The organism is Kribbella sp. NPDC056951 (assembly GCF_042674205.1).
GTDB classification, from domain to species: Bacteria; Actinomycetota; Actinomycetes; order Propionibacteriales; family Kribbellaceae; genus Kribbella; species Kribbella yunnanensis.
The window spans coordinates 560,191-580,686 of sequence record NZ_JBHUQZ010000003.1; the positions used below are offsets into that span (position 1 = coordinate 560,191).

The 20,496-nt window shown below is 67.8% G+C and carries 16 protein-coding genes; 8 read left to right on the plus strand and 8 right to left on the minus strand.

Annotation, left to right across the window (positions count from 1 at the left end; translation table 11 throughout):
• Positions 1-188: 188 nt before the first annotated feature.
• The 3 genes from ACFTSF_RS15595 to ACFTSF_RS15605 all read right to left on the minus strand — a co-directional run bounded on the left by ACFTSF_RS15595 (position 189) and on the right by ACFTSF_RS15605 (position 3,861).
• On the minus strand, positions 189-983 hold the full coding sequence (locus ACFTSF_RS15595) for an alpha/beta fold hydrolase (RefSeq protein ID WP_380154401.1): 795 nt from the start codon (positions 981-983) through the stop codon (positions 189-191).
• A 37-nt stretch (positions 984-1,020) separates the two neighbouring features.
• On the minus strand, positions 1,021-2,583 hold the full coding sequence (locus ACFTSF_RS15600) for a discoidin domain-containing protein (protein WP_380154402.1): 1,563 nt from the start codon (positions 2,581-2,583) through the stop codon (positions 1,021-1,023).
• A gap of 81 nt (positions 2,584-2,664) precedes the next feature.
• Positions 2,665-3,861 carry a methyltransferase gene (locus ACFTSF_RS15605; RefSeq protein ID WP_380154403.1) on the minus strand — a complete coding sequence of 399 codons (1,197 nt, stop codon included), beginning with the start codon at positions 3,859-3,861 and terminating at the stop codon, positions 2,665-2,667.
• A gap of 184 nt (positions 3,862-4,045) precedes the next feature.
• On the opposite strand from ACFTSF_RS15605, the gene ACFTSF_RS15610 reads away from it, so the two are divergent.
• Positions 4,046-7,054 carry a glycine--tRNA ligase gene (locus tag ACFTSF_RS15610; protein ID WP_380154404.1) on the plus strand — a complete coding sequence of 1,003 codons (3,009 nt, stop codon included), beginning with the start codon at positions 4,046-4,048 and terminating at the stop codon, positions 7,052-7,054.
• Positions 7,055-7,620: 566 nt separating this feature from the next.
• On the opposite strand, the gene ACFTSF_RS15615 is transcribed toward ACFTSF_RS15610, so the two are convergent.
• Positions 7,621-8,610 (minus strand): GDSL-type esterase/lipase family protein, encoded by a 990-nt coding sequence (locus tag ACFTSF_RS15615; protein WP_380154405.1) that lies wholly within the window; start codon positions 8,608-8,610, stop codon positions 7,621-7,623.
• A 55-nt stretch (positions 8,611-8,665) separates the two neighbouring features.
• On the opposite strand from ACFTSF_RS15615, the gene ACFTSF_RS15620 reads away from it, so the two are divergent.
• Positions 8,666-9,628: a pyridoxal-phosphate dependent enzyme gene (locus ACFTSF_RS15620; protein WP_380154406.1), complete on the plus strand. Its 963-nt coding sequence runs from the start codon at positions 8,666-8,668 to the stop codon at positions 9,626-9,628.
• Complete coding sequence (locus ACFTSF_RS15625; RefSeq protein WP_380154407.1) at positions 9,625-10,533, plus strand: ribonuclease Z; 909 nt, start codon at positions 9,625-9,627, stop codon at positions 10,531-10,533. Before ACFTSF_RS15620 ends, ACFTSF_RS15625 begins: the two co-directional genes overlap by 4 nt.
• Before the next feature lie 107 nt (positions 10,534-10,640).
• Here ACFTSF_RS15625 and ACFTSF_RS15630 read toward each other — a convergent pair whose 3' ends face one another.
• Together ACFTSF_RS15630 and ACFTSF_RS15635 are read right to left on the minus strand one after the other, a co-directional pair.
• Positions 10,641-11,465, minus strand: a complete 825-nt coding sequence (locus ACFTSF_RS15630; protein WP_380154408.1) for an alpha/beta fold hydrolase — start codon at positions 11,463-11,465, stop codon at positions 10,641-10,643.
• Between the two features lie 16 nt (positions 11,466-11,481).
• Positions 11,482-12,411, minus strand: coding sequence for a helix-turn-helix transcriptional regulator (locus ACFTSF_RS15635; RefSeq protein WP_380154409.1), 930 nt, complete (start codon positions 12,409-12,411; stop codon positions 11,482-11,484).
• Between the two features lie 63 nt (positions 12,412-12,474).
• On the opposite strand from ACFTSF_RS15635, the gene ACFTSF_RS15640 reads away from it, so the two are divergent.
• On the plus strand, positions 12,475-13,611 hold the full coding sequence (locus ACFTSF_RS15640; protein WP_380154410.1) for an epoxide hydrolase family protein: 1,137 nt from the start codon (positions 12,475-12,477) through the stop codon (positions 13,609-13,611).
• Here ACFTSF_RS15640 and ACFTSF_RS15645 read toward each other — a convergent pair.
• Both ACFTSF_RS15645 and ACFTSF_RS15650 read right to left on the minus strand, forming a co-directional pair.
• Entirely contained in the window at positions 13,595-14,455 is an 861-nt protein-coding gene (locus ACFTSF_RS15645; protein ID WP_380154411.1) for an SDR family NAD(P)-dependent oxidoreductase, read from the minus strand. The genes ACFTSF_RS15640 and ACFTSF_RS15645 overlap by 17 nt on opposite strands.
• A gap of 109 nt (positions 14,456-14,564) precedes the next feature.
• The gene (locus tag ACFTSF_RS15650) at positions 14,565-15,392 is read right to left on the minus strand and encodes an oxidoreductase (RefSeq protein WP_380154412.1); all 828 of its coding nucleotides are present in this window, start codon (positions 15,390-15,392) and stop codon (positions 14,565-14,567) included.
• A 75-nt stretch (positions 15,393-15,467) separates the two neighbouring features.
• Here ACFTSF_RS15650 and ACFTSF_RS15655 point away from each other — a divergent pair, with 75 nt between their 5' ends.
• From ACFTSF_RS15655 to ACFTSF_RS15670, 4 genes are all read left to right on the plus strand, one after another.
• Positions 15,468-16,025 (plus strand): TetR family transcriptional regulator, encoded by a 558-nt coding sequence (locus ACFTSF_RS15655; RefSeq protein ID WP_344145205.1) that lies wholly within the window; start codon positions 15,468-15,470, stop codon positions 16,023-16,025.
• An 82-nt stretch (positions 16,026-16,107) separates the two neighbouring features.
• The gene (locus tag ACFTSF_RS15660) at positions 16,108-17,868 is read left to right on the plus strand and encodes a trypsin-like peptidase domain-containing protein (protein WP_380154413.1); all 1,761 of its coding nucleotides are present in this window, start codon (positions 16,108-16,110) and stop codon (positions 17,866-17,868) included.
• Positions 17,869-18,590: 722 nt separating this feature from the next.
• Positions 18,591-19,952 carry an MFS transporter gene (locus tag ACFTSF_RS15665; RefSeq protein ID WP_380154827.1) on the plus strand — a complete coding sequence of 454 codons (1,362 nt, stop codon included), beginning with the start codon at positions 18,591-18,593 and terminating at the stop codon, positions 19,950-19,952.
• On the plus strand, positions 19,949-20,482 hold the full coding sequence (locus tag ACFTSF_RS15670; protein WP_380154414.1) for a TetR family transcriptional regulator: 534 nt from the start codon (positions 19,949-19,951) through the stop codon (positions 20,480-20,482). Before ACFTSF_RS15665 ends, ACFTSF_RS15670 begins: the two co-directional genes overlap by 4 nt.
• Positions 20,483-20,496: the final 14 nt, after the last annotated feature.

The window sequence follows — 20,496 nt, forward strand, 5'->3', positions numbered from 1 at the left end:
CGATGCGACCGCCACCAACCGCAGGCGCACCCATCGGACCCCACCAGCTTCACATACGCCCCCACAGCCCCGGCCCCGGGTCTCGGTCCTTGTCGGTAACGACATGTAGTAGTCCTCTACGTGGACCGCCCGGCACGCTCAACGAGTGAGCGGACCGGGCGTTGTTGGCCCCTACTACGTGTCCTTAGCTACAACAGCTCGACCAGCTGACGGCGTAGCGCTGGTTCGAACCCCTTCGGATCGTCGGCGAACCCGATGTGCCCGCCGGGGAAATGCGTCGGCTTGATGTCGAGCAACCCGGCCAGCGCAGTCGACGTCCGGTCGCACAACTGGCCGGTCGAGTCGGTGCCGATACCGACGACCACCTGTACGGCGCTCAGTCGCGCGATGTCCGGTTGCCAGCTGATCGACTCACGCATCTCGTGTTCGAACCAGAACCGCTCATCGGCCACCACCTGCGGATCCCGCTCACCACCGAACATCGCCTGTGCTATCCCCGGCGGCAGGTCGATGTTCGCCAGCGCGAAGAACTGCTCCCAGGCGCCGACGACATCGCCGTTCAGGTAGTCGGCCATCATCGCCTCCGACTTCGCGAGCAGCTCCGCGCCATCCGGAACCAGTCGATCCAGCGGCGGTTCATGCGCGATCACCGCCCGCACGGTGTCCGGATGGTTCTGCGCAAGCGCCAGCACGCTCACCGCCCCACCGCTCGACCCGAATGCCACCGCCGGCCCGCGATCGACGTACCGGATCAGCCGCGCCAGGTCGTCGGCGCGCTGCTCGGGCGTCGACGTACCAGTCAGTTTGCTGCGGTTGACGCCGCGCGGATCTGTCGTCAGCACGCTGTAGCTGTCCGCGAGCAGATCGGCGATGGGTGCGAACGCATCCGCACCCATCGGTGCGCCGACGAGCACAACCAACGGCCCGCTCCCGCGCACTTCGTAGTACAACTCCGCCTCAGGTACCACCAGTGTGTTGTTCATACCCCCTCTACGAACGGGGGTACGCCGGATGGACACATCAGAGGCGTTGCCACAGTGAGGGGGCGTTGGGCGGTTCCCAGGTCGTGATCGAGGTGTGTGCCTGCAGACACTTGTAGCCGATGCCGCTGTAGGTGACTTGCGCACCGACGGCGTACGGCGTGTTCGGCGCCCAGGTCGTCGTACCGGGCGGGCCGGTCGGGGGTTGGGACGGGGACGGTGTTCCGGTGCAGGCGCCGAAGATTTCGAACTCCCAGAGTGAGAAGCCGTAGACCGTTGCGCGGCTGGTGCCGTACATGCGGACGTATCTGGCGGTGCCGGTGATGGCGAGATCCTCGATCCCACCCGAGCCGAAACTCGTCGAATAGGCGTCTGTCCAGGTAGTGCCGTTGCTGGACAGCTGGATCTGGTACGCCCGGCCGTAGGCGACTTCCCAGTTGAGCCGGACTCTCGACAGTGCCTGGACCGAGCCCAGGTCGACGCGGAGCCAGTTCGGTTCGTTGTGAGCGCTCGACCAGCGGGTGCCGGTGTTGCCGTCGACGGCGTACGCCGCAGCCTGGTTGGCGCTCTCGATGCTCGACGCGGTCACCGGCTTGTTCCTGGACAGCAGTGGTCCGCAGGTCGGCGGCGGCGTGGGTGGTGGGCCCGCGCCACGGGTGAAGGCCGCGACATAGTCGACGACCATCGGGCGACCCGGAATCGTTGCGCCGGTGGGGGTGCCGATCCCCGACTGGTTGTTCGGGAAGGCGCCGCCGATGGCGACGTTCAGGATGATGAAGTACCCGGCGTGGCCGGTGATGGCGTTCCAGGTGCCGGCGTCGACCTGGTTCTGGGTGACCTGGTGGAACTGCTGACCGTCGACGTACCAGCGGAATGCGTTGGGGGTGCTGGAGCGGTCCCACTCGAACGTGTAGGTATGGAAGGCCGATTGGCAGCTCGAGCCGGGACAGGCGCGGTTGGCGACGATGCCGGTGGTCTCGTTGCAGGGGCCGCCCGGGTTGACGCCGCAGTGCAGCACGCCCCAGACGCTGTTGATGCCGTTGACGTTCTCCATGATGTCGAACTCACCGACGCTCGGCCAGTTCCAGTAGTTACCCCGGTACGGCGAACCGAGGGCCCAGAACGCGGGCCAGTAGCCGAGCGCTCCGGCGCCGGTCACGTTGGGCATCTGGATCCGGGCCTCGATCCGGAGCAGGCCGTTGTCCGGTGCCTTGAAGTCGGCCTTGTGGGTCTCGATCCGGGCGGAGGTCCAGTTGCCGGCACCGTCGCGGAGTGGGGTGATGCGGAGGTTTCCGCCGCCGTCGAGGCTGACGTTGGCGGGATTGTTCGTGTGGGCGGCGATCTCACCGGTACCCCAGTTCCCCGGTCCGCCGGGGTAGGAGTGGCCGATGTCGAAGATCCAGTTACCGCCACTCGGCAAGCTGTTCGCCGGGCCGTTGAAGTCGTCCGCCCAGACCTGGGTCCACCCGGTCGGCGGTGGTGGCACCACCGCCTGCGACCGGGCGACGCGCACGCTGACGGCGGTCAGGCCCACGAGGGCGGCGGTCGCGAGGACGAGTGCGGTTCTGAGCAGGGTGGTTCGGGGACGAGGTGGGGCGGGCATGACGGACCTCCTCGACGAGGTCGGAGCGGGGCGGGAGAGAGGTGATAGTGCAACCTTGTTGGCAATTCCATGAAAGCGCTCTCATGCACCGCTGTCAACGCTTCGGCGAACGGTGTCGCCCGATGGACGCAACCGCCACAAAGAGGTCGTCTCACCCACCCGAGCCCGCCGATGAGTCGGTACGACGCTCGACCGCCCAACCACGCGGAGTCCGGCCTCCCGGAAGGCGGTCAGCAGTTGATCCCGCGACCGAAGCCCGAGCAACTCGGCCACATCCGACAACACCAACCACGCCTCGCCCCCCGGATTCAAGTGCTCCCGAACCCCGTGCAGAAAGCCCCGCAGCATCCGGCTGTCCTCGTCGTAAACAGCCGTATCAAGCACAGTCCTGGCGCGCCCCGGAACCCAAGGCGGATTACACACCACCAAGTCCGCCCGCCCCACCGGAAAGAGATCAGCCTCAACCACCTCAAACCGCGCGCCCGCGGCGTCGGGCGCTGGCTCGCCTGTCCGTGCCCTTCCACCTCCGGCATCGGCCCGGCCCGCCCTCGTCCTGCCACCTGTGACGCCCGTCCTCTCCGTCCTCACCACCCTCGGATCGCCAACCGCGTCGTCGGCGCACATCGTGTCGCCGACCGCATCGGCCCGGCCCGCCCCTGTCGAGCCGCCTATGACCTGCGTCCTCTCCGTCCTCACCACCTTTCGATCGCTCACCACCAGGGCGGCCAAATTCTCTTGTGCACACGCGACCGCCCGCGGATTGTTGTCTGTGGCAACTACCTTCGGGATGCCTCGGCGCAACAGCACCGCCGCCAGTACTCCGGTTCCAGTGCCTATGTCGAACGCCACCTCCGCCGATGGCAACGGCTCGGCGGCGACCAGATCGACGTACTCGGATCTTGTCGGCGCGAAAACCCCGTAGTGCGGATGGATCCGCCCACCCAACGCAGGCAGGTAGATCCCGCGCTTCCGCAACTGATGTGCGCCGACCACCCCCAACAACTCGCGCAACGGAATGAGCCGCTCGCCGTCCGGTGCGCCGTACGCCTCCAAACAAGCGTGATAAACCTCCGGCGCCCGCCGCAACCGGATCTCATAGTCCTTTGTTGCTATCAGCAACGAATTCAACAACTCAGGTTTTCGCGTCCGGCGCCCCAGCGCCGCGAGCAGTTGTCTCGCATTCTGGAAATCGCCCTCCCAGCGGAGGGTGTGGCCTCGGCGGATCAGGCGCAGCGCCCGATCCGCGGACATGGTGTCGTCCACGGTGATGAGATTCAAGAGAGTCGTCCCTGCCATCGAACAGAAGAAGGTGGGCAGCACGGCTCACCCGGAGGCCTGATCGGCGCCGGGGAGCGGACGACGGAACTAGCGGACTACCGCCGCAAAGGCAGGTGCGGTCACCCGGTAAGTCTACGGCGTCGAAACCGAATAGAATCGCGCCCAGGAATCCCCAGAAGACGGCTTGAGGTTTGCTGTGCTCACCATGCAGGACGCGCTGATCGCGCTGACGAAGTACTGGACCGACCGGGGCTGCATGATCGTGCAGCCGTTCAACACCGAGGTCGGTGCCGGGACGCTGAACCCGGCGACGATCCTGCGCGTGCTCGGTCCCGAGCCGTGGCGGGTGGCTTACGTCGAGCCAAGTGTCCGGCCCGACGACGCCCGGTACGGCGAGAACCCGAACCGGCTGCAGACGCACACCCAGTTCCAGGTGGTGCTCAAGCCGGATCCGGGGAACCCGCAGGAGCTGTTCCTGGACAGCCTGACCGCGCTCGGGGTCGACATCCACGCGCACGACGTCCGGTTCGTCGAGGACAACTGGGCGAACCCGGCCACCGGCTCCTGGGGGCTCGGCTGGGAGGTGTGGCTGGACGGGCTGGAGATCACCCAGTTCACCTACTTCCAGCAGGCCGGTGGGATGACGCTGGACCCGGTGTCGGTGGAGATCACCTACGGCATCGAGCGGATCATGATGGCGCTGCAAGGTGTCTCGCACTTCAAGGACATCGCCTACGCGCCCGGCATCTCGTACGGCGAGGCGTTCGGCCAGGCCGAGTACGAGATGAGCCGGTACTACCTGGACGACGCCGACGTGGAGTCGCAGAAGCGCCTCTTCGAGGAGTACGCGAACGAGGCCCGCCGCCTGCTCGACCTCCGCCTCCCGGTGCCCGCGCACATCCAGGTGCTGCGCTGCTCACACACCTTCAACGTCCTCGACGCCCGTGGTGCGGTCAGTACGACGGAGCGCGCGAAGGCCTTCTCGCGGATGCGCACGCTGGCCCGCGAGGTCGCTCAGCTGTGGGCAGAGCGCCGTACCGAGCTGGAGCACCCGCTGGGCACCGCCGAGCTGCCACCCGCTGCGGAGGTGCCGACCACGTTCCCGGTCGCGACCGGGACGCGGCAGCTGACGTTCGAGATCGGTACCGAGGAGATGCCGCCGTCGGAGGTCACCAAGACCGCCGCCGCCGTGAAGGCCGCGCTGACCGAGAAGCTGGGCGCGACCCGGCTCGGTCACGGCGCCGTCACCGTCTACGCGACCCCGCGCCGCGTGGTCGCCTTCGTCGCCGAGGTACAGGCCGGCGAGCCGGATGCCGAGCGCGTCAACCGCGGTCCGAAGAAGGTCGCGGCGTACGACGCCGACGGCAACGTGACCAAGGCCGCCGCCGGGTTCGCCCGCGGTCAGGGTGTCGAGGTCAGCGAGCTGCACACCCTGGACGTCGACGGCGTCGAGTACGTCGCCGTCACCAAGCCGGACCCGGGTCGCGGCGCGGCCGAGGTGCTGAGCGGCGTCCTGAGCGAGATCGTCGCCGGACTGCGCTCGGACAAGAACATGCGATGGAACGACGCCAAGCTGTCCTTCACCCGGCCGGTCCGCTGGCTGGTGGCACTGCTCGGTGACGAGATCGTGCCGGTCTCGGTATCGTCGCTGGCCGCGGGCCGGACGACGCGCGTGCACCGGACCGCCGCCCAGCCGAAGGTGGAGATCGCGTCCGCCGAGGGCTACCTGGACCTGCTCCGCATCCACGGCATCGAGGCCGACCCGGCACGTCGCCGCCAGCTGATCATCGAGACCTCCGAGCGGCTCGCCGCCGAGGTCACCGGGAGTATCGACTTCGCGGCCGAGTCCGCGCTGCTCGACCAGATCGTCAACCTCGTCGAGGAGCCGACGCCGATCCTCGGCAACTTCTCGGCCGACTACCTGGACCTGCCGCCGGAGATCCTCACCACGGTGATGCGCAAGCACCAGCGCTACCTGCCGGTGCGCGACGCGGACGGCAAACTGCTGCCGCACTTCGTCGCCGTCGCCAACGGCTCGGTCAACGAGGCGACCGTGCGCAACGGCAACGAAGGCGTGCTGCGCGCGCGGTACGAGGACGCCGCCTTCTTCTGGCGCGCCGACCTCGAGACCCCGCTGGCGGACATGAAGGCCGAGCTGGACAAACTCGCCTTCGAGGAGAAGCTCGGTTCGATGGCCGACCGCGCCGGTCGGATCGGCCGGATCGCGCTGGCACTAGCCGCGGTTGCCGAGGTCTCGGACGACGACCTGGCGACGCTGACGCGGGCTGCTGAGCTGGCGAAGTTCGACCTCGGTTCGCAAATGGTGGTCGAGCTGACGTCGCTGGCCGGGACGATGGCGCGTGAGTACGCGCGCCGCGCCGGTGAGACCGAAGCGGTCGCGCAGGCTTTGTTCGACATGGAGCTGCCGCGGTCGGCGGGCGACCCCGTTCCGTCGACGACTCCGGGTGCTTTGCTGGCGCTCGCGGATCGGTTCGACCTGCTGGCCGGGCTCTTCGGTATCGGCGCTAAGCCGACAGGTAGCTCTGACCCGTTCGCGTTGCGTCGCGCTGCCGGTGGTGTGGTCGCGATCCTGCGCGAACACCCGGCGTTGCGGGCGATCACCTTGCCGGCCGGCCTGCAGGCGGCTGCTGCGGAGATCGGTGCGCAGGGGATCGACGTACCGGCTGAGTCGTTGGACGAGGTGGCCGAGTTCACCATCCGCCGCTACGAGCAGCAGCTGATCGACCGGGGCGACGACCACCTGCAGGTGGCCGCAGTGTTGCCGCTGGCAACGGCTCCGGCAGTCGCCGACGAGACCCTGACCAGCCTCCAGAAGCTCGTCGGCAGCGCCGACTTCGCCCAGTTGGTCGCCGGCCTCCAGCGCGTCCGCCGAATCGTCCCCGAGGGCACGGAAGCGTCGTACGACGCAGGCAAACTCACCGAGCCCGCCGAGGTAGTCCTCCACGAAGCCGTCCAAAAGGTAGGCCAAGCCCCGACCGCCCTGGCCGACTTCGTCACCGCCGCCACCATCCTGGTCGAACCCATCACCACCTTCTTCGAAGAAATCCTGGTCATGGCCGAAGACCCCGAGGTCAAGGCCGCCCGCCTAGGCCTCCTAGCCACCATCGGCGCCCTAGCCGCCCCAGTCCTCGACTGGCAAGCCCTAGGCACGTCGCTCACCCCGTCGGAGTAGTGGTTCCACCCACCCGTGCCCGCTAGACCGGGCGCGGGTGGTTGACCCCGCCCGTGCACGTGGATCGTGGCGCGGGCGGTGTGCCCCACCCGTGCTCGTTTGCGGCGGCGCGGGCTGGGTGATCGCCGGGTGCCGGTGTGGTGTGGATCGGCCTGCCCAGTTGCTGCCGCGGCGCGCAGTCCACGACCTGCTCCTGCCGTTGGACGATGCGCGCTCACCTGCCCGATGGCACCCGCGGATCACCGTCCTTGCCGCCGATCGTGTTCCGGGGTGGCGCGTGCGAGCCCCTCTCGCGAACACCCCATTCACGAGTGGGCACCCCCGCCACGACATACGTGCACGAGTCGGCCGATCCGCCCCGCCAACGCGGCACGAGCGCCCTGGTACGAGTACCCGTCACGAGCACCCCGTCACGACACACGTGCAGGGGGTGGGGCTAATCCCCCCGGCACCCCCGGTCGCCGTGGCGCGAGCGCCTCGTACGAGCCCCCGCGAACACCCCGTTCACGGGTGGGGAACACCACCGCGCCACGACACACGTGCAGGGGTGGGGCTAATCCACCCCGTCACCCACCGAGCAGCGGGATGAGGCGTTCGGCGATGACTCGGTAGCCCTCGGGGCCGGGATGGACACCGTCGGTGTAGAGGGCTTCGGCTTCGGCGCTGGTGAGGATGGTGCGGCCGTCGATGACGCGGACGGCTGGGTCTACTCGGGCTCCGCGTTCTACGCAGGTTCGGACGTCTTCGAGGGTGAGGCCTACCGCGTTGGGGGTGGTTTCGCGGTCGGGGACCACCAAGGGCGTGATGACGACGATGGGCGTCTGCGGATGCCCGTCGCGGACTGTTCGTACGAAGGACTCGACTTGGCTGGGGAGGGTTCGGCCGCTGTAGGTTGCGCCGCCGTAGATGTTGACGCCCAGGCACAACGAGATGAGCTGGGCGGGCGTGTCGCGGATGGTGCGGGCGGCGACCGGGTCCAGGTGGCACTCGCCGGACAGCCCTAAGCACGTGAGGTGGTAGCCGTGGTGCCGGGCTACCAACGCCGGCCAGGTTTCGGAAGGACCGGCGGCGCCGCCGGCTTGGGTGATGGAGCTGCCGTAGGTGGTCCAGCGGGGGCCGGTTGCCGGGAGCGGTTCGGTAGGACCGTCAAAGCTAAGGCCGCGTACGGCGACTCGGCCGAGCTGAGGCAGCCAGATCTCGACCGACCGGGGACCGCCGGGTGGGAGGTCGATGGTCAGTTCCTGCTCGCCTTCGCCGACTTCGCAGCGGCGGTGGAGTTCGCCGTCGACCAGGATATCCAGCGGCGCGACCCGCTTGGCGATACCGCGCGTCGCCCGTAACTCGACGCGGACCGCCAAAGCCGTCGTACTCCAGCGGCTGCAGACGCCGGCGGGTGTTCCGGCGCGTTCCCACAGGCGTTGGCCGGGGCGGTCAGGGTCGCCGGTCCACTCCGTCAGGGTGAGGTCTTGGCCGCGGGGGTCGAGGCGCCAGTACGTCGTCCAGCCGTCGCCGTCGGTTTCCGCGTACTGGTAGCCGGTCCATAATGCTTCCGTCATCCGTCCACCCTCCGGATAGCCTGCAGTCGAGACGCACAGCTTATGAGGAGGACCAATGCCGGTGACCGCTGCCGAGATCGCTGCTCGCTCGCGGGGGATCGCGCCGTCTCTGCACGAGTACCTGCCGCCGACGCCGTTGCTGCCGTTCCACGGTTTCGGCGCGGACCTCGGGATCGAGGTGCTGGCCAAGTGTGAACACCTCCAGCGCACAGGCTCATTCAAGGCGCGCGGAGCGCTCGCGAAGATCCTCAGCCTGACCGACGCCGAGCGGCAGGCCGGCGTCGTCACCGCCTCCTCCGGCAACCATGGCCTCGGCGTCGCCAACGCACTGGCCCTCCTCGGTGGCCGCGCGATCGTCTACCTCCCCGAGAACGCATCGACGAGCAAGGTCGCCGCGCTCCAACGACTCGGCGCGGAACTCCGGGCCGAGGGCAACGACACTGGCGCCCAGGAGCTGAAGGCACGGGCCTACGCGGACGAACACGGGCTGACCTACGTCTCGCCGTACAACGACGCAGACGTGATCGCCGGCCAAGGAACCATCGCCGTCGAGCTAATCAAACAGCTGAAGGGCGAACCACTCGACGCTGTAGTCGTAGCCGTCGGAGGCGGCGGCCTGATCAGCGGGATCGCGGCAGTCCTCAAGCAACAGCTCCCCGGAATCAAGGTGTACGGCGCCTCGCCGTCAGCCGATGCCGCGATGGCGGAGTCGGTGCGCGCGGGCCAAATCATCACGGTCGACGCAGCGCCAACGCTTTCCGACGGTACGGCGGGCAGTGTCGAACCAGGCGCGATCACCTTCGACCTGTGCCGTGAACTCGTCGACGAATGGATCCTCGTCGACGAACCCGCGATCCGCGACGCGTTGCGGGCGGTCATCGACACCGAACACCACCTGATCGAGGGTTCCGCCGCGATGGCGTTCGCGGCCGCCCGGACGCTGACGACCGGCCGCGTGGCCGTGGTGTCGTGTGGCGCCAACATCTCCTCGAAGACGCTGGCCGAGGTACTGGCTTGAGAGAGCTGGTCGTCCTCGGCACCGGAAGCCAGGTGCCGTCTCGCGAACGCACCCAGAACGGGTACTTCCTGCGCTGGGACGAGGACGGGTTCCTGTTCGATCCGGGGGAGGGGACCCAACGACAGATGCTGTACGCCGGGGTCGCGGCCGGCGCGATCACGCGGCTCTGCATCACGCACTTCCACGGCGACCACTGTCTCGGCGTACCGGGAATCGTGCAGAGGCTGTCACTGGACGACGTACCGCATGCTGTTCGGGCGCACTATCCGGCGTCCGGGCAGGAGTACTTCAACCGCCTCCGGTACGCCGCTGCGTTCTACGAGCGCGCGGAGTTGCTGGAGGAGCCGGTCGAGGAGGACGGTCTGCTGGCCGTCGGTTCGTTCGGTCAGTTGTGGGCGCGGCGGCTGGAGCATTCAATCGAATCGTTCGGCTACCAGTTGATCGAACCCGACGGTCGCCGGATGCTCCCCGACCAGCTGAAGGCTCACGGCGTCGCCGGCCCGGATGTCTCCCGCCTGCAGCGCGCCGGCTCCATCACGGTTGACGGCCGCACGGTCCACATCGATCAGGTCAGCGAACCCCGCCGCGGCCAGCGCTTCGCCTTCATCATGGACACCCGCCTCTGCGAGAACGTCCTGGCCCTCGCCGACCAGGCCGACCTCCTCGTGATCGAGTCCACCTACCTCTCCGCCGAAGCCGACCTCGCCCGCCGCTTCGGCCACCTCACCGCCCGCCAGGCCGCCCGAGTCGCCCAGGAATGCGGCGTCCGCAAACTCGTCCTCACCCACTTCTCCCAGCGCTACCTGGAACCCGCCCGCTTCCACGAAGAAGCCGCCGCCGAATTCTCCGGCGAAATCGTCGTCGCCTCCGACCTCTCCCGCACGCCTGTCCCCGCTCGGCGTTGACCCGGACCGCCCCCACTCACCAACCTCCCGCCGCGGGCGGGCTTCACGCTCAGCACGACCTCTCCGATGACCCGATTAGGGGGTTGGTGAGTGGCACAGGTCCGCCATCAGCGGTTGTCTGCCAGGAAGTCGTCGATGAGTGCGTTCACCTCGGCCGGGGATTCGAGAGCGGCTAGGTGGGCGGACTGCTCGAGTACGACGAAGCGGGCGCCGGGGATGGAGTCGGCCATCAGCTCGGTTTCGGCGACCGGGAACGTCGCGTCCTCGGCGCCGGCGACGACGAGGACGGGGGTGCGGATCTGGCTGAAGAGGGTGTGCTGGTCGGGGCGATGCGGGACGACGCTGGTGACGGCGTGCAGGCCGGACTTCACGTTCACCTGCTGGGCGAGTTGCTTGACTGCGGCAACGACTTCGGGCTTCTCGCGTTTCGCCGTCGGTCCGAGGAACGCGTCGACCACGGGACCGACGAGCGGACCGCGGATCCCGCCTAGCAATCGGGCCGCCAACGTGAGGAATCCGTACTCGAATTTCTGGCGCGGGTTCGACGGCGAGGCGGTCGCATTCATCAACACAGCAACGCCGATCCGGTCCGGATGCAGAGCGGCGAATGTGCCCCCGATCATCCCGCCCCAACTGTTGCCGATGACATGCACCTTCTCGACACCCAGCTCGTCGATGATGGCCACGATGACGTCCGCGCACTGCTCAAAACTGAACGGCCCCGCGAGATCCGAGCTCCCACCGTGTCCCGGCGGATCCACCAGCACCACCTGATAGCGGTCGGCGAAATGTTCCACCTGCCCGGCCCACAACGTCCCGTCCATCAGCAGACTCGGCCAGAACAGCATCGCTTCCCCGGATCCCCGCACCCGCACGCGGATCTTCCCCAGCACCGTCTCGACGTACCGATCCTCGACCCCGGTCAACGACATGACCGCACGCTACCGCTCAGATACTCGGTACGGCGAGAGTCAGCCGCTGCGCGAGGTCGCGGACGTGGGCGATGAGCTCAGGCGGGGACTCGATGTCGAAGGGGTGGCCGAGAAGGCCGACGTACAGGGCGAGTTCGTCGAGCGAGTTGGAGCCGGCCTCGACTCTGGTAGTGGTGGAGTCGATCGCGGTCACGGTGGCGACGTTGGGGCCGAGCTGGTCGGCGACGACCTCGGCGGGGGCCTGAATGCGGAAGACGGCCTGGTAGCGGTAGCCGGCCGACGCGGTCTTGGTCTCGGGGACCTCGCGTGGCGTGAAGCGCGGGCCGGTCGGGATCACCGGCTGCACGCGGTCGAGGCGGAAAGTGCGCCAGTCGGTGCGGTCGAGGTCCCAGGCGATCAGGTACCAGCGGCGACCGGTATTCACCAGGCGATGCGGCTCCGTCGTACGGCGGGCTTCCGTGCCGTCGTGGTTGCGATAGTCGAACCGCAGGCGCTGGTGATCGCGGCACGCCTCGGCGACCGCCAGCAGTACGTCGGGTTGAACCGCGGCCGCCCCGGACGGTGTGACCGCGACGCCCTGGAGGAGCGTGACCCGATGCCGCAAGCGCGAAGGCAGGACCTGCTCGAGTTTGGTCAGCGCGCGAACCGACGACTCCTCGATCCCGGCGACCGTCCCACCGGCGGCCGCCCGAAGACCGACCGCCACGGCGACCGCCTCTTCGTCGTCGAGAAGCAGCGGCGGCAATGACGCCCCGGCGCCCAACCGATACCCAGCCACGCCCGGTACGGCGTCGACCGGGTAACCGAGGTTGCGCAGCTTCTCCACGTCACGCCGGACGGTTCGCGGACCGACGCCGAGTTCGGCGGCCAGGGCGGTACCGCTCCAGTCCCTGGGGGATTGGAGCAGCGACAGCAATTTGAGGAGTCGTGCGGAGGTTTCCAGCATGCGCAGAATTCTTCCGGTCGCCTAGGACAGGAGTTGACCTAACTGGCTGGAAGACTACAAGACATGACGACGATCAAGCCCTTCCGCATCGACATCCCGCAGAGCGCACTCGACGAGCTGGCCACGAAACTGGCCGCTGCCCGGCTCCCCACCCCGCTGCCCGGTGACGACTGGACCACCGGCGTACCGGTTGCGTACCTGACCGAGCTGGTCGACTACTGGCGGACCAAGTACGACTGGCGGGCCGCCGAGGCCGAGCTGAACGCGTTCCCGCAGTACACGACCGAGATCGAAGGCCAGCAGATCCACTTCCTGCACGTCACCTCGGCCGAGCCGAACGCACTGCCGCTGCTGCTGACGCACGGGTGGCCGGGCTCGGTGGTCGAGTTCCTCGACCTCATCGGTCCACTAACGAACCCAGTCGCCCATGGCGGCGACGCGGCGGACGCGTTCCACGTCGTCATCCCGTCCCTCCCCGGCTTCGGCTTCTCCGGGCCGGTCTCCGAGGGCGGTTGGACGGCCGACCGGATCGGCCGGGTCTGGGCCGAGCTGATGAACCGCCTGGGATACGACAAGTACGGCGTACAGGGCGGTGACATCGGCGGTGCCGTGTCACCCGAGGTGGCGCGGGCGGCGCGCGAGCACGTAGTCGGCGTCCACACGAACGGCGGGCCCGGCCCGATGCCGCCGCTCCCGCTGGCTGATGACGAACTGCAGAGCCTGAGTGCGCTGGAGCAGGATCGCGTCGCGCGGATAGGGAAGTTCATGCAGGAGGAGTTCGGCTACATCGCGATCCAGGCGACCCGCCCGCAGACGCTCGGCTACGGCCTGGTCGACTCGCCAGTCGGACAGCTGGCCTGGATCATGGACAAGTTCCACGCATGGACCGACCCCAAGAACGTCATCAGCCCGGACCGCCTGCTCACCAACGCGATGCTCTACTGGCTGACCGGTACGGCGAACTCGGCGGCGTACGTCGGTTACGCGCAGGCGCAGGCCTGGGGAGCCGGCAAGGAGAACTCCGGCGTCCCCACTGCCGTACTGGCCTTCGCCCACGACGTGCCGGTCCGCAAGTACGTCGAGCAGGAGAACACGGTCACCCGCTGGAACGACATCGACCACGGCGGCCACTTCGCAGCCCTCGAAGAGCCCGACCTGCTGGTCGCCGACGTCCGCGACTTCTTCAGCGACCTTCGCTAGAAGTCGCCTGAAGATTGCCCTGGGCCTCCAGGGAGAGGTCCTGCCAGTCGGACCAGGTCTTCAGACGGTCGGCGTAGGCCTGCTGGATCATCGGGTAGAAACCCTGGCCGAAGAGGATCCGGAGCGGCGGGTTGGCCGAGTCGACGATCTTGAGGAGGGTCTGGGCCGCGGCGGCCGGGTCGCCTGCGGGCTGCTTTCCCGCCATCGCACCGAGTCGCTTGCGCAGGTCGTCGTACGCCGGACTCCGCTGGGCCATGTGGCCATTGGCCAGCGGATCCGGGTTCTTGCCCTTCCTGGTGGCGAAGCCGCCGGGCTCGATGATGGTCACCTTGATACCGAACTCGGCGACCTCGTGCGCGAGAGCTTCGTTCAGGCCTTCGAGGGCCCACTTGGAGGCGTGATACGCGCCGCCGAGCGGCATCGCGATGAGCCCGGCCGCCGAGGACAGCTGGATGATGTTGCCCGAGCCCTGCTCCCGCAGGTACGGCAATGCTGCCTGGACGACCCACACCGCACCGAACAGGTTGGTCTCCAGCTGGTCCCGCAGTTCCCGCTCGCTCAGTTCCTCGATCGCGCCGACCTGGGCGTAACCGGCGTTGTTGACGATCACGTCCAGCCGGCCGAAGTGCTCGTGGGCCCGCTGCACGCTCTCGACGACAGCGGCCTTGTCGGTCACGTCCATCTTCAGCGGGAGCAGTGCGTCGCCGTACTCCGTCACCAGCTCTGCGAAGCTCTCCGTTGTCCGCGCGGTCGCCGCGACCTTGTCGCCGCGCGACAGAGCGGCCTCGACGAACTCGCGACCCAGACCTCGCGACGACCCGGTGACGAACCAGACCTTGCTCATAGGCTCTTCCTTCTCTCGTTGGATTCGCCCACAAGACGCCGCCCGCTCACTTCCTGTGACAGCTACGACGAGTGACCCGAGCCACACCGCGTCCGCAATGGATCCTCCGTCAGTAGTCGGTCGAGGTGGAGAGGTGCGCCCAGGCTGCGGTCTCGTCGGCCCGCTCCTGGGCGCCTTGCTGCGCGCGGGTGAAGGCGTCGGTGCCGAGGAGGAGGCGGACCGGCGGCTGGTCGGCATCGACTACCTGCAGGATGGCCTGGGCGGCCTTCGCGGGGTCGCCGGCCTGCTTGCCGTCGGCCTCGACGCGATAGCGGTTCATCGCACCGACGGTCTCGTCGTAGTCGGGGTGGGTCGCGGCGATCGTCATCGACGAGCCGCCCCAATCGGTCCGGAAGGCGCCCGGCTCGATGATCGTCACCTTCACACCGAACGGCTTCACCTCGTTGTTCAGCACCTCGGAGAACCCCTCGACGGCGAACTTCGCGGTCTGGTACGCACCCATCCCGGGCGTCCCGCCGACCCGGCCGCCGATCGACGAGAACTGCAGGAAGTGCCCGCTCTTCTGCTCCCGGAACACCGGTAGCGCGGCCTTCGTCACGTTCACCACGCCGAACAGGTTCGTCTCCACCTGGGCGCGGAAGTCATCGTCCGGGGTCTCTTCGATCGCGGCGCTGTTCGCGTACCCCGCGTTGTTCGCGACCACGTCGAGGCCGCCGAACTCGTCAACAGCAGTCTGTACGGCGGCTCGCGCGGCCGCCGGGTCCGTCACGTCCAGCGCGACCGCCCGCACCTGATCGCCGTACTTCGTAACCAGGTCGGCGAGCTGCTCGGGGGTCCGTGCTGTCGCGACGACCCGGTCGCCGGCGGCTAGTACCGCCTCGGCCAGTGCACGCCCGAGGCCACGGGAACTACCGGTGATCAACCACACCTTGCTCATTGTCAGTCCTAACTAACCAAACGGTTGGATACCTTCATGAGCATATAACCAACCGGTTGGTTATATGATTCCAGCATGCAGCAGCGGAACGCAGACCGGACCCGAAACAAGATCCTGGCCGCGGCCACCGAGGAGTTCGCCGAGCGCGGGATCGCCGGCGCCCGGGTGCAACGGATCGCGGAGGTGGCCGGGTGCAACAAGGCCATGCTCTACGCGTACTTCGGCAACAAGGATGGGCTTTTCGACGCCGTCTTCAGCGCCTCCGTCGACGAGTACCTGGAGGTGGTCGGCTTCGACACCGAGGATCTTCCGGCTTACGCCGGGCGACTGTTCGACTACTTCGAGGACAACCCCGCGCGGCTCCGGCTGACCAGCTGGTACCGGCTCGAGCGGCCGGACGGTGAACCGCTCGAGGCGATCATCGCGGTGAACCAGCACCGACTCGACGAGCTCGATCGCGCGCAGCGCCGCCGTACTGTGTCGAAGCAGTTCTCGTCGGTCAGCCTGCTTCCGTTGATCCAGGCGATCGCGACGAGCTGGTCGTCGATGACACCTGAGTACGGCGCTGCCACGCCGAGCCGGGCTTCGCGGCGGAAGGTCGTGATCGCGGCGGTGGAAAAGATTCTCAGCTGATTCATTGGTTGACCCGAGTCTGTTCTCAGATCCGCGAGCTCTACTCGTACCAGAAGGAACTGGGCTGAGGAGGGCAACGGCAATGAGCGACGGTGCGGGACAGCAGGACGACCAGCAGGCACAAGGGCCGCGGCCCGATCAGGGTCCGCGACCCGAGTGGAATGCTCCGCGGGCGGAGGAAGAGACTCCGCGGCGGGCGATCCCGCTTCCGCCCGGACCGCAGTACCAGCAGTCCACTCCGAATCAGACGGCACCGAACCAGTCGGCGCCGAACCAGTCGGTGCCGAATCAGCCTGGTCAGAACCAGGGCTGGCAGAACCCGGGATGGCAGTTGCCGGGGGCACCGGTTCAGGGGGCGCAGTACCCGCAGCCGGTGCAGCATCCGCAGCAGGCACAGGTGCCGGCTCCGTACGGCGGTTGGCACGGTGGCGGCGGTTATCCGCCGGTTCCTGGTCAGGTCATCGGTTCCGGTCCGGCCAAGCCGCCGCGGAAGAAGAAGCGCCGGTTGCTCGCTGCTGGTGCGATGAGCATCGCGGCGTTGCTGGTCGCGGGATCGGTCGCCTGGGGCATCGATCAGCAGGTTGGCGGTTCGCACGGTTCGCAGTTGTCGCAGACGCAGTTCGACCCGGCCGCTGTCGCGTCGAAGGTGTCGCCTGGGTTGGTGAACATCAAAACTGTGCTTGGGCTGGAGAACGCGAAGGCTGCTGGCACCGGCATCGTGCTGACTTCGGATGGTGTGATCCTGACGAATCACCATGTCATCGAGGGTGCGACGTCGATCACGGTTACGGATGTGGGCAACGGGAAGACGTATGTCGCGACTGTGGTCGGGTACGACGAGGACCACGACATCGCCGTACTGAAGCTGAAGGACGCCTCGGGTCTGCAGACCGCGAAGCTCGGGAACTCCGACAACGTCAAGGTCGGCGACCAGGTGGTCGGGATCGGGAACGCGGGTGGCAAGGGCGGTACGCCGACGTACGCGGCCGGCAAGATCACCGCGCTGAACCAGGCGATCACCGCGACCGACCAGAACGGCCAGGACCCCGAGAACCTGAAGAACCTCCTGCAGACCGATGCGAACATCCAGGCCGGTCAGTCCGGCGGCCCGCTCGCCAACGCCAACGGCGAGGTGATCGGCGTCGACACGGCGGGAAACAACGGCGGCAACGGTGGCCAGGGCAACCCCGGCCAAACCTCCGCCGGCAGCGCCACCAACTCCAACCCCCACCTAGCCGCCGACGGCGACGGCTTCCCCCAGAACCCATACGGCGACCCCGGCACCGGCGGCCAGTGGAACGGCAGCCAGGGCAATGGCAGCCAGGGCGATGGCGGCCAGGGCGATGGCGGCCAGGGGTTCGGCGGCCAGGGTCAGGGTGACCAGGGCTACGGCGGTCAGGGCGACGGCAGCCAGGGTTATGGCGGTCAGGGTAACGGCGGGCAAGGGAACGGCGGCCAGGGCGGTAGCGGTACCGGCGCCCAGGGGTACGCGATCCCGATCAACCAAGCGATGGACATCGCCAAGAAGATCCAGTCGGGCCAGGAGTCCGCGGACATCCACATCGGCGCCGACCCGCTGCTCGGTGTCTCGATCGTCCCGAATGCCGGTGTCCAGGGCGCTGCGATCCAGGACGTGATCCCGCAAGGCAAGGCGGACGAGGCCGGCATCACCGCCGGTGACGTCATCACCTCCTTCGACGGCAAGCCCGTCACCTCGCCCGAGACCCTGTCCGAGCTGCTCGACCAGCACCACCCCGGCGACAAGGTCGAGGTCGCCTGGACCGACCAGCAAGGCCAATCCCACAAAGCCACCATCGAACTAGTCACCGGCCCAGTCCGCTAACCCACTCGCTGGGTCGCCGGCAGCAATTCACCCCGCTGGCCCACCCGGCAGCAACCACCCCGCCGGCCCACCCCGGCTAACCACCCCCGCCGGCCCAGCCGGCACCACCCCCCAATCCGGGTCGCCAGCACCACCCCCTTGCTCGGCGACCCGCACCGGGCCCGGCGCGTCTCCCCCTCCCCGAGGCGCCCGGGCCCGCTTTCACGTCTGCCGCCACCATGAGCACGGTTCAACCACTTGCGTCGCCCCGAACCGGTTGGTGGGTGCTCAAGGCGGGCTTCTCCCGCGACGTTGAGCACGGTTCGACCATGTGCGTGGCGCTGGCGTGGTTGATGGGTGCCCAAGGTGACTTTGTGCGCGGTTCGACCATTGCTGGGGTGCCGAGGTGGTTGATGGGTGCCCAAGGTGACTTTGTGCACGGTTCGACCATTGCTGGGGTGCCAAGGTGGTTGGTGGGTGCTCAAGGTGGGTTGCTCGCGCGACGTTGGGCACGGTTCGACCATGTGCGTGGCGCTGCGGTGGTTGGTGGGTGCTCAAGGTGACTTTGTGCATGGATCGACCGTTGCCGGGCCGAGGTGGTTGGCGGGTGCTCAAGGTGGGGTTTGTGCACGACGAGCGGTCGGCGTGGCTTGGGGTGTGAGGTGGAACTCGGTCCGGCTGGTGGAATGGAGGGGCGGGGTGGGTGAACGGGTGTTTACTGTGGTGGGGTGAGGGCTCGGGCGGTGCTGGGGGTTTTGGGGTCTTGTGGGGTACTGGTTTCGGTCAGTCAGACGATTGTGGTGCCGTTGTTGCCGGAGTTTCCTGGGATTACGGGGAGGTCGGCGGCTGATGTCAGTTGGTTGTTGACGGTGACGCTGCTGACTGGGGCGGTGTTTACGCCGTTGCTTGGGCGGGCTGGGGACATGTACGGCAAGCGGCGGGTGTTGTTGGTTGCGTTGAGCTCGATGGTGGTTGGGTCGCTGTTCTGTGCGACGAGTTCTGAGCTGCCGCTGCTGATTGTGGGGCGGGCGTTCCAGGGGGCCGCGATTGCGGTGGTGCCGCTGGGGATCAGCATCCTCAGGGATGAGTTGCCGCCGCGGCGGGTGATTCCGGCGATCGCGTTGATGAGTTCGACGCTTGGGGTCGGGGCGGCGTTCGGGATTCCGGCTGCGACGTTGGTGGTCGAGTACTGGAACTGGCACACGATGTTCTGGATCTGCGTCGGTCTCGGCGTGCTCGACATCCTCTTGGTGCTGCTGCTTGTCCCCGAGTCCACAGTCAGGACCAGCGGACGGTTCGACGTACCGGGTGCACTCGGGCTCGCGGCGTTCCTCGTCTGTCTGCTGCTTGCGGTCTCGAAGGGCAGCGCGTGGGGTGCCGGTCCGACGATTGCGCTCGCGCTCGGCGCAATCGCCGTCGTACCGGTCTGGGTTTGGTTCGAACTCAGAACAGTCAGCCCGCTGGTCGATCTGCGAGTCTCGTCCCGTCCGGCTGTCCTGTTCACGAACACCTGTGCGTTGCTGATCGGATTCGCGTTCTACGCCAACTCGTTAGCGACCGCGCAGCTTGTGCAGGAGCCGACCTGGACGGGATACGGGCTTGGGGCATCGATCGTGGTGAGCGGTTTGTGTCTGTTGCCAGGCGGGGTCGCGATGGTGTTGTTGTCGCCGGTTTCGGCGCGGATCTCGACCGCGCGCGGTCCGCGGTTCAGCCTGGCGATCGCGTCGGTGCTGATGGCTGCCGGGTACGTCGTTCGGTTCTTCACTAGCCATTCGATCGCCGGGATCGTGCTCGGTGCGACCGTGGTGTCGGCCGGTACGGCGATTGCGTATTCGGCACTCCCGGCTCTGATCATGCATGCTGTGCCGGTGACCGAGACGGCGGCTGCCAACGGCCTCAACACCCTGATGCGCACGGTCGGGACCGCGATCTGCAGTGCGATCGTGGCCACCGTGCTGACCACTGTGACCGTGTCGAACGGCGACCGCGTCGCCCCGACACTGTCGGCGTACCTGATCGTGTTCGCGATCGCCGGTCTGGCCGCGGCGGTCGCTGCCGGGCTGGTCGCGTTGATCCCGGGCCGCAAGCCGGCGAGTGCGTCGTGATCGACCCAGGCCGTACGGCGATCCTTCGCGCCGCTCGGCGTGCGTTCGCCCTGCAGCCGTACGCCGCGGTGACGTTGCGCGGGATTGCCGCAGACGCCAACGTGAGCGCGGCACTGATTGTGAAGCATTTCGGCAGCAAGGAAGCGCTCTTCGAACGGGTCGCGGATTTCAGTGAGGCCGCGGAGTTGCTGCTGGCCGCGCCGGATGCCGAGTTGGGTGCGCATGCTGTCCGGACGCTGGTCACCTATCGCCGGGACAACGGCCTGGATCTGCTGGTCCGGGTGATCTTCGCGGCCGGCGGCGGTGACGAGCGCGCCCTGATTCGCGAACACTTCCGCGACCAGGTGACCCGCGCGTTCGCGAACCGCCTGACCGGCCCGGATGTCGACCTCCGGGCCGAGCTGATCACCGCTCAGTTGCTCGGTCTCAGTGCCGCGATGGCGATCGAGAAGACCGGCTCGGCCGCCACCGCGGAGGCCGAGCAGATCGTCGACCTCTACGCCCCGGCGATTCAGGCGCTGATCCACTAGCTCGAAATATGAAC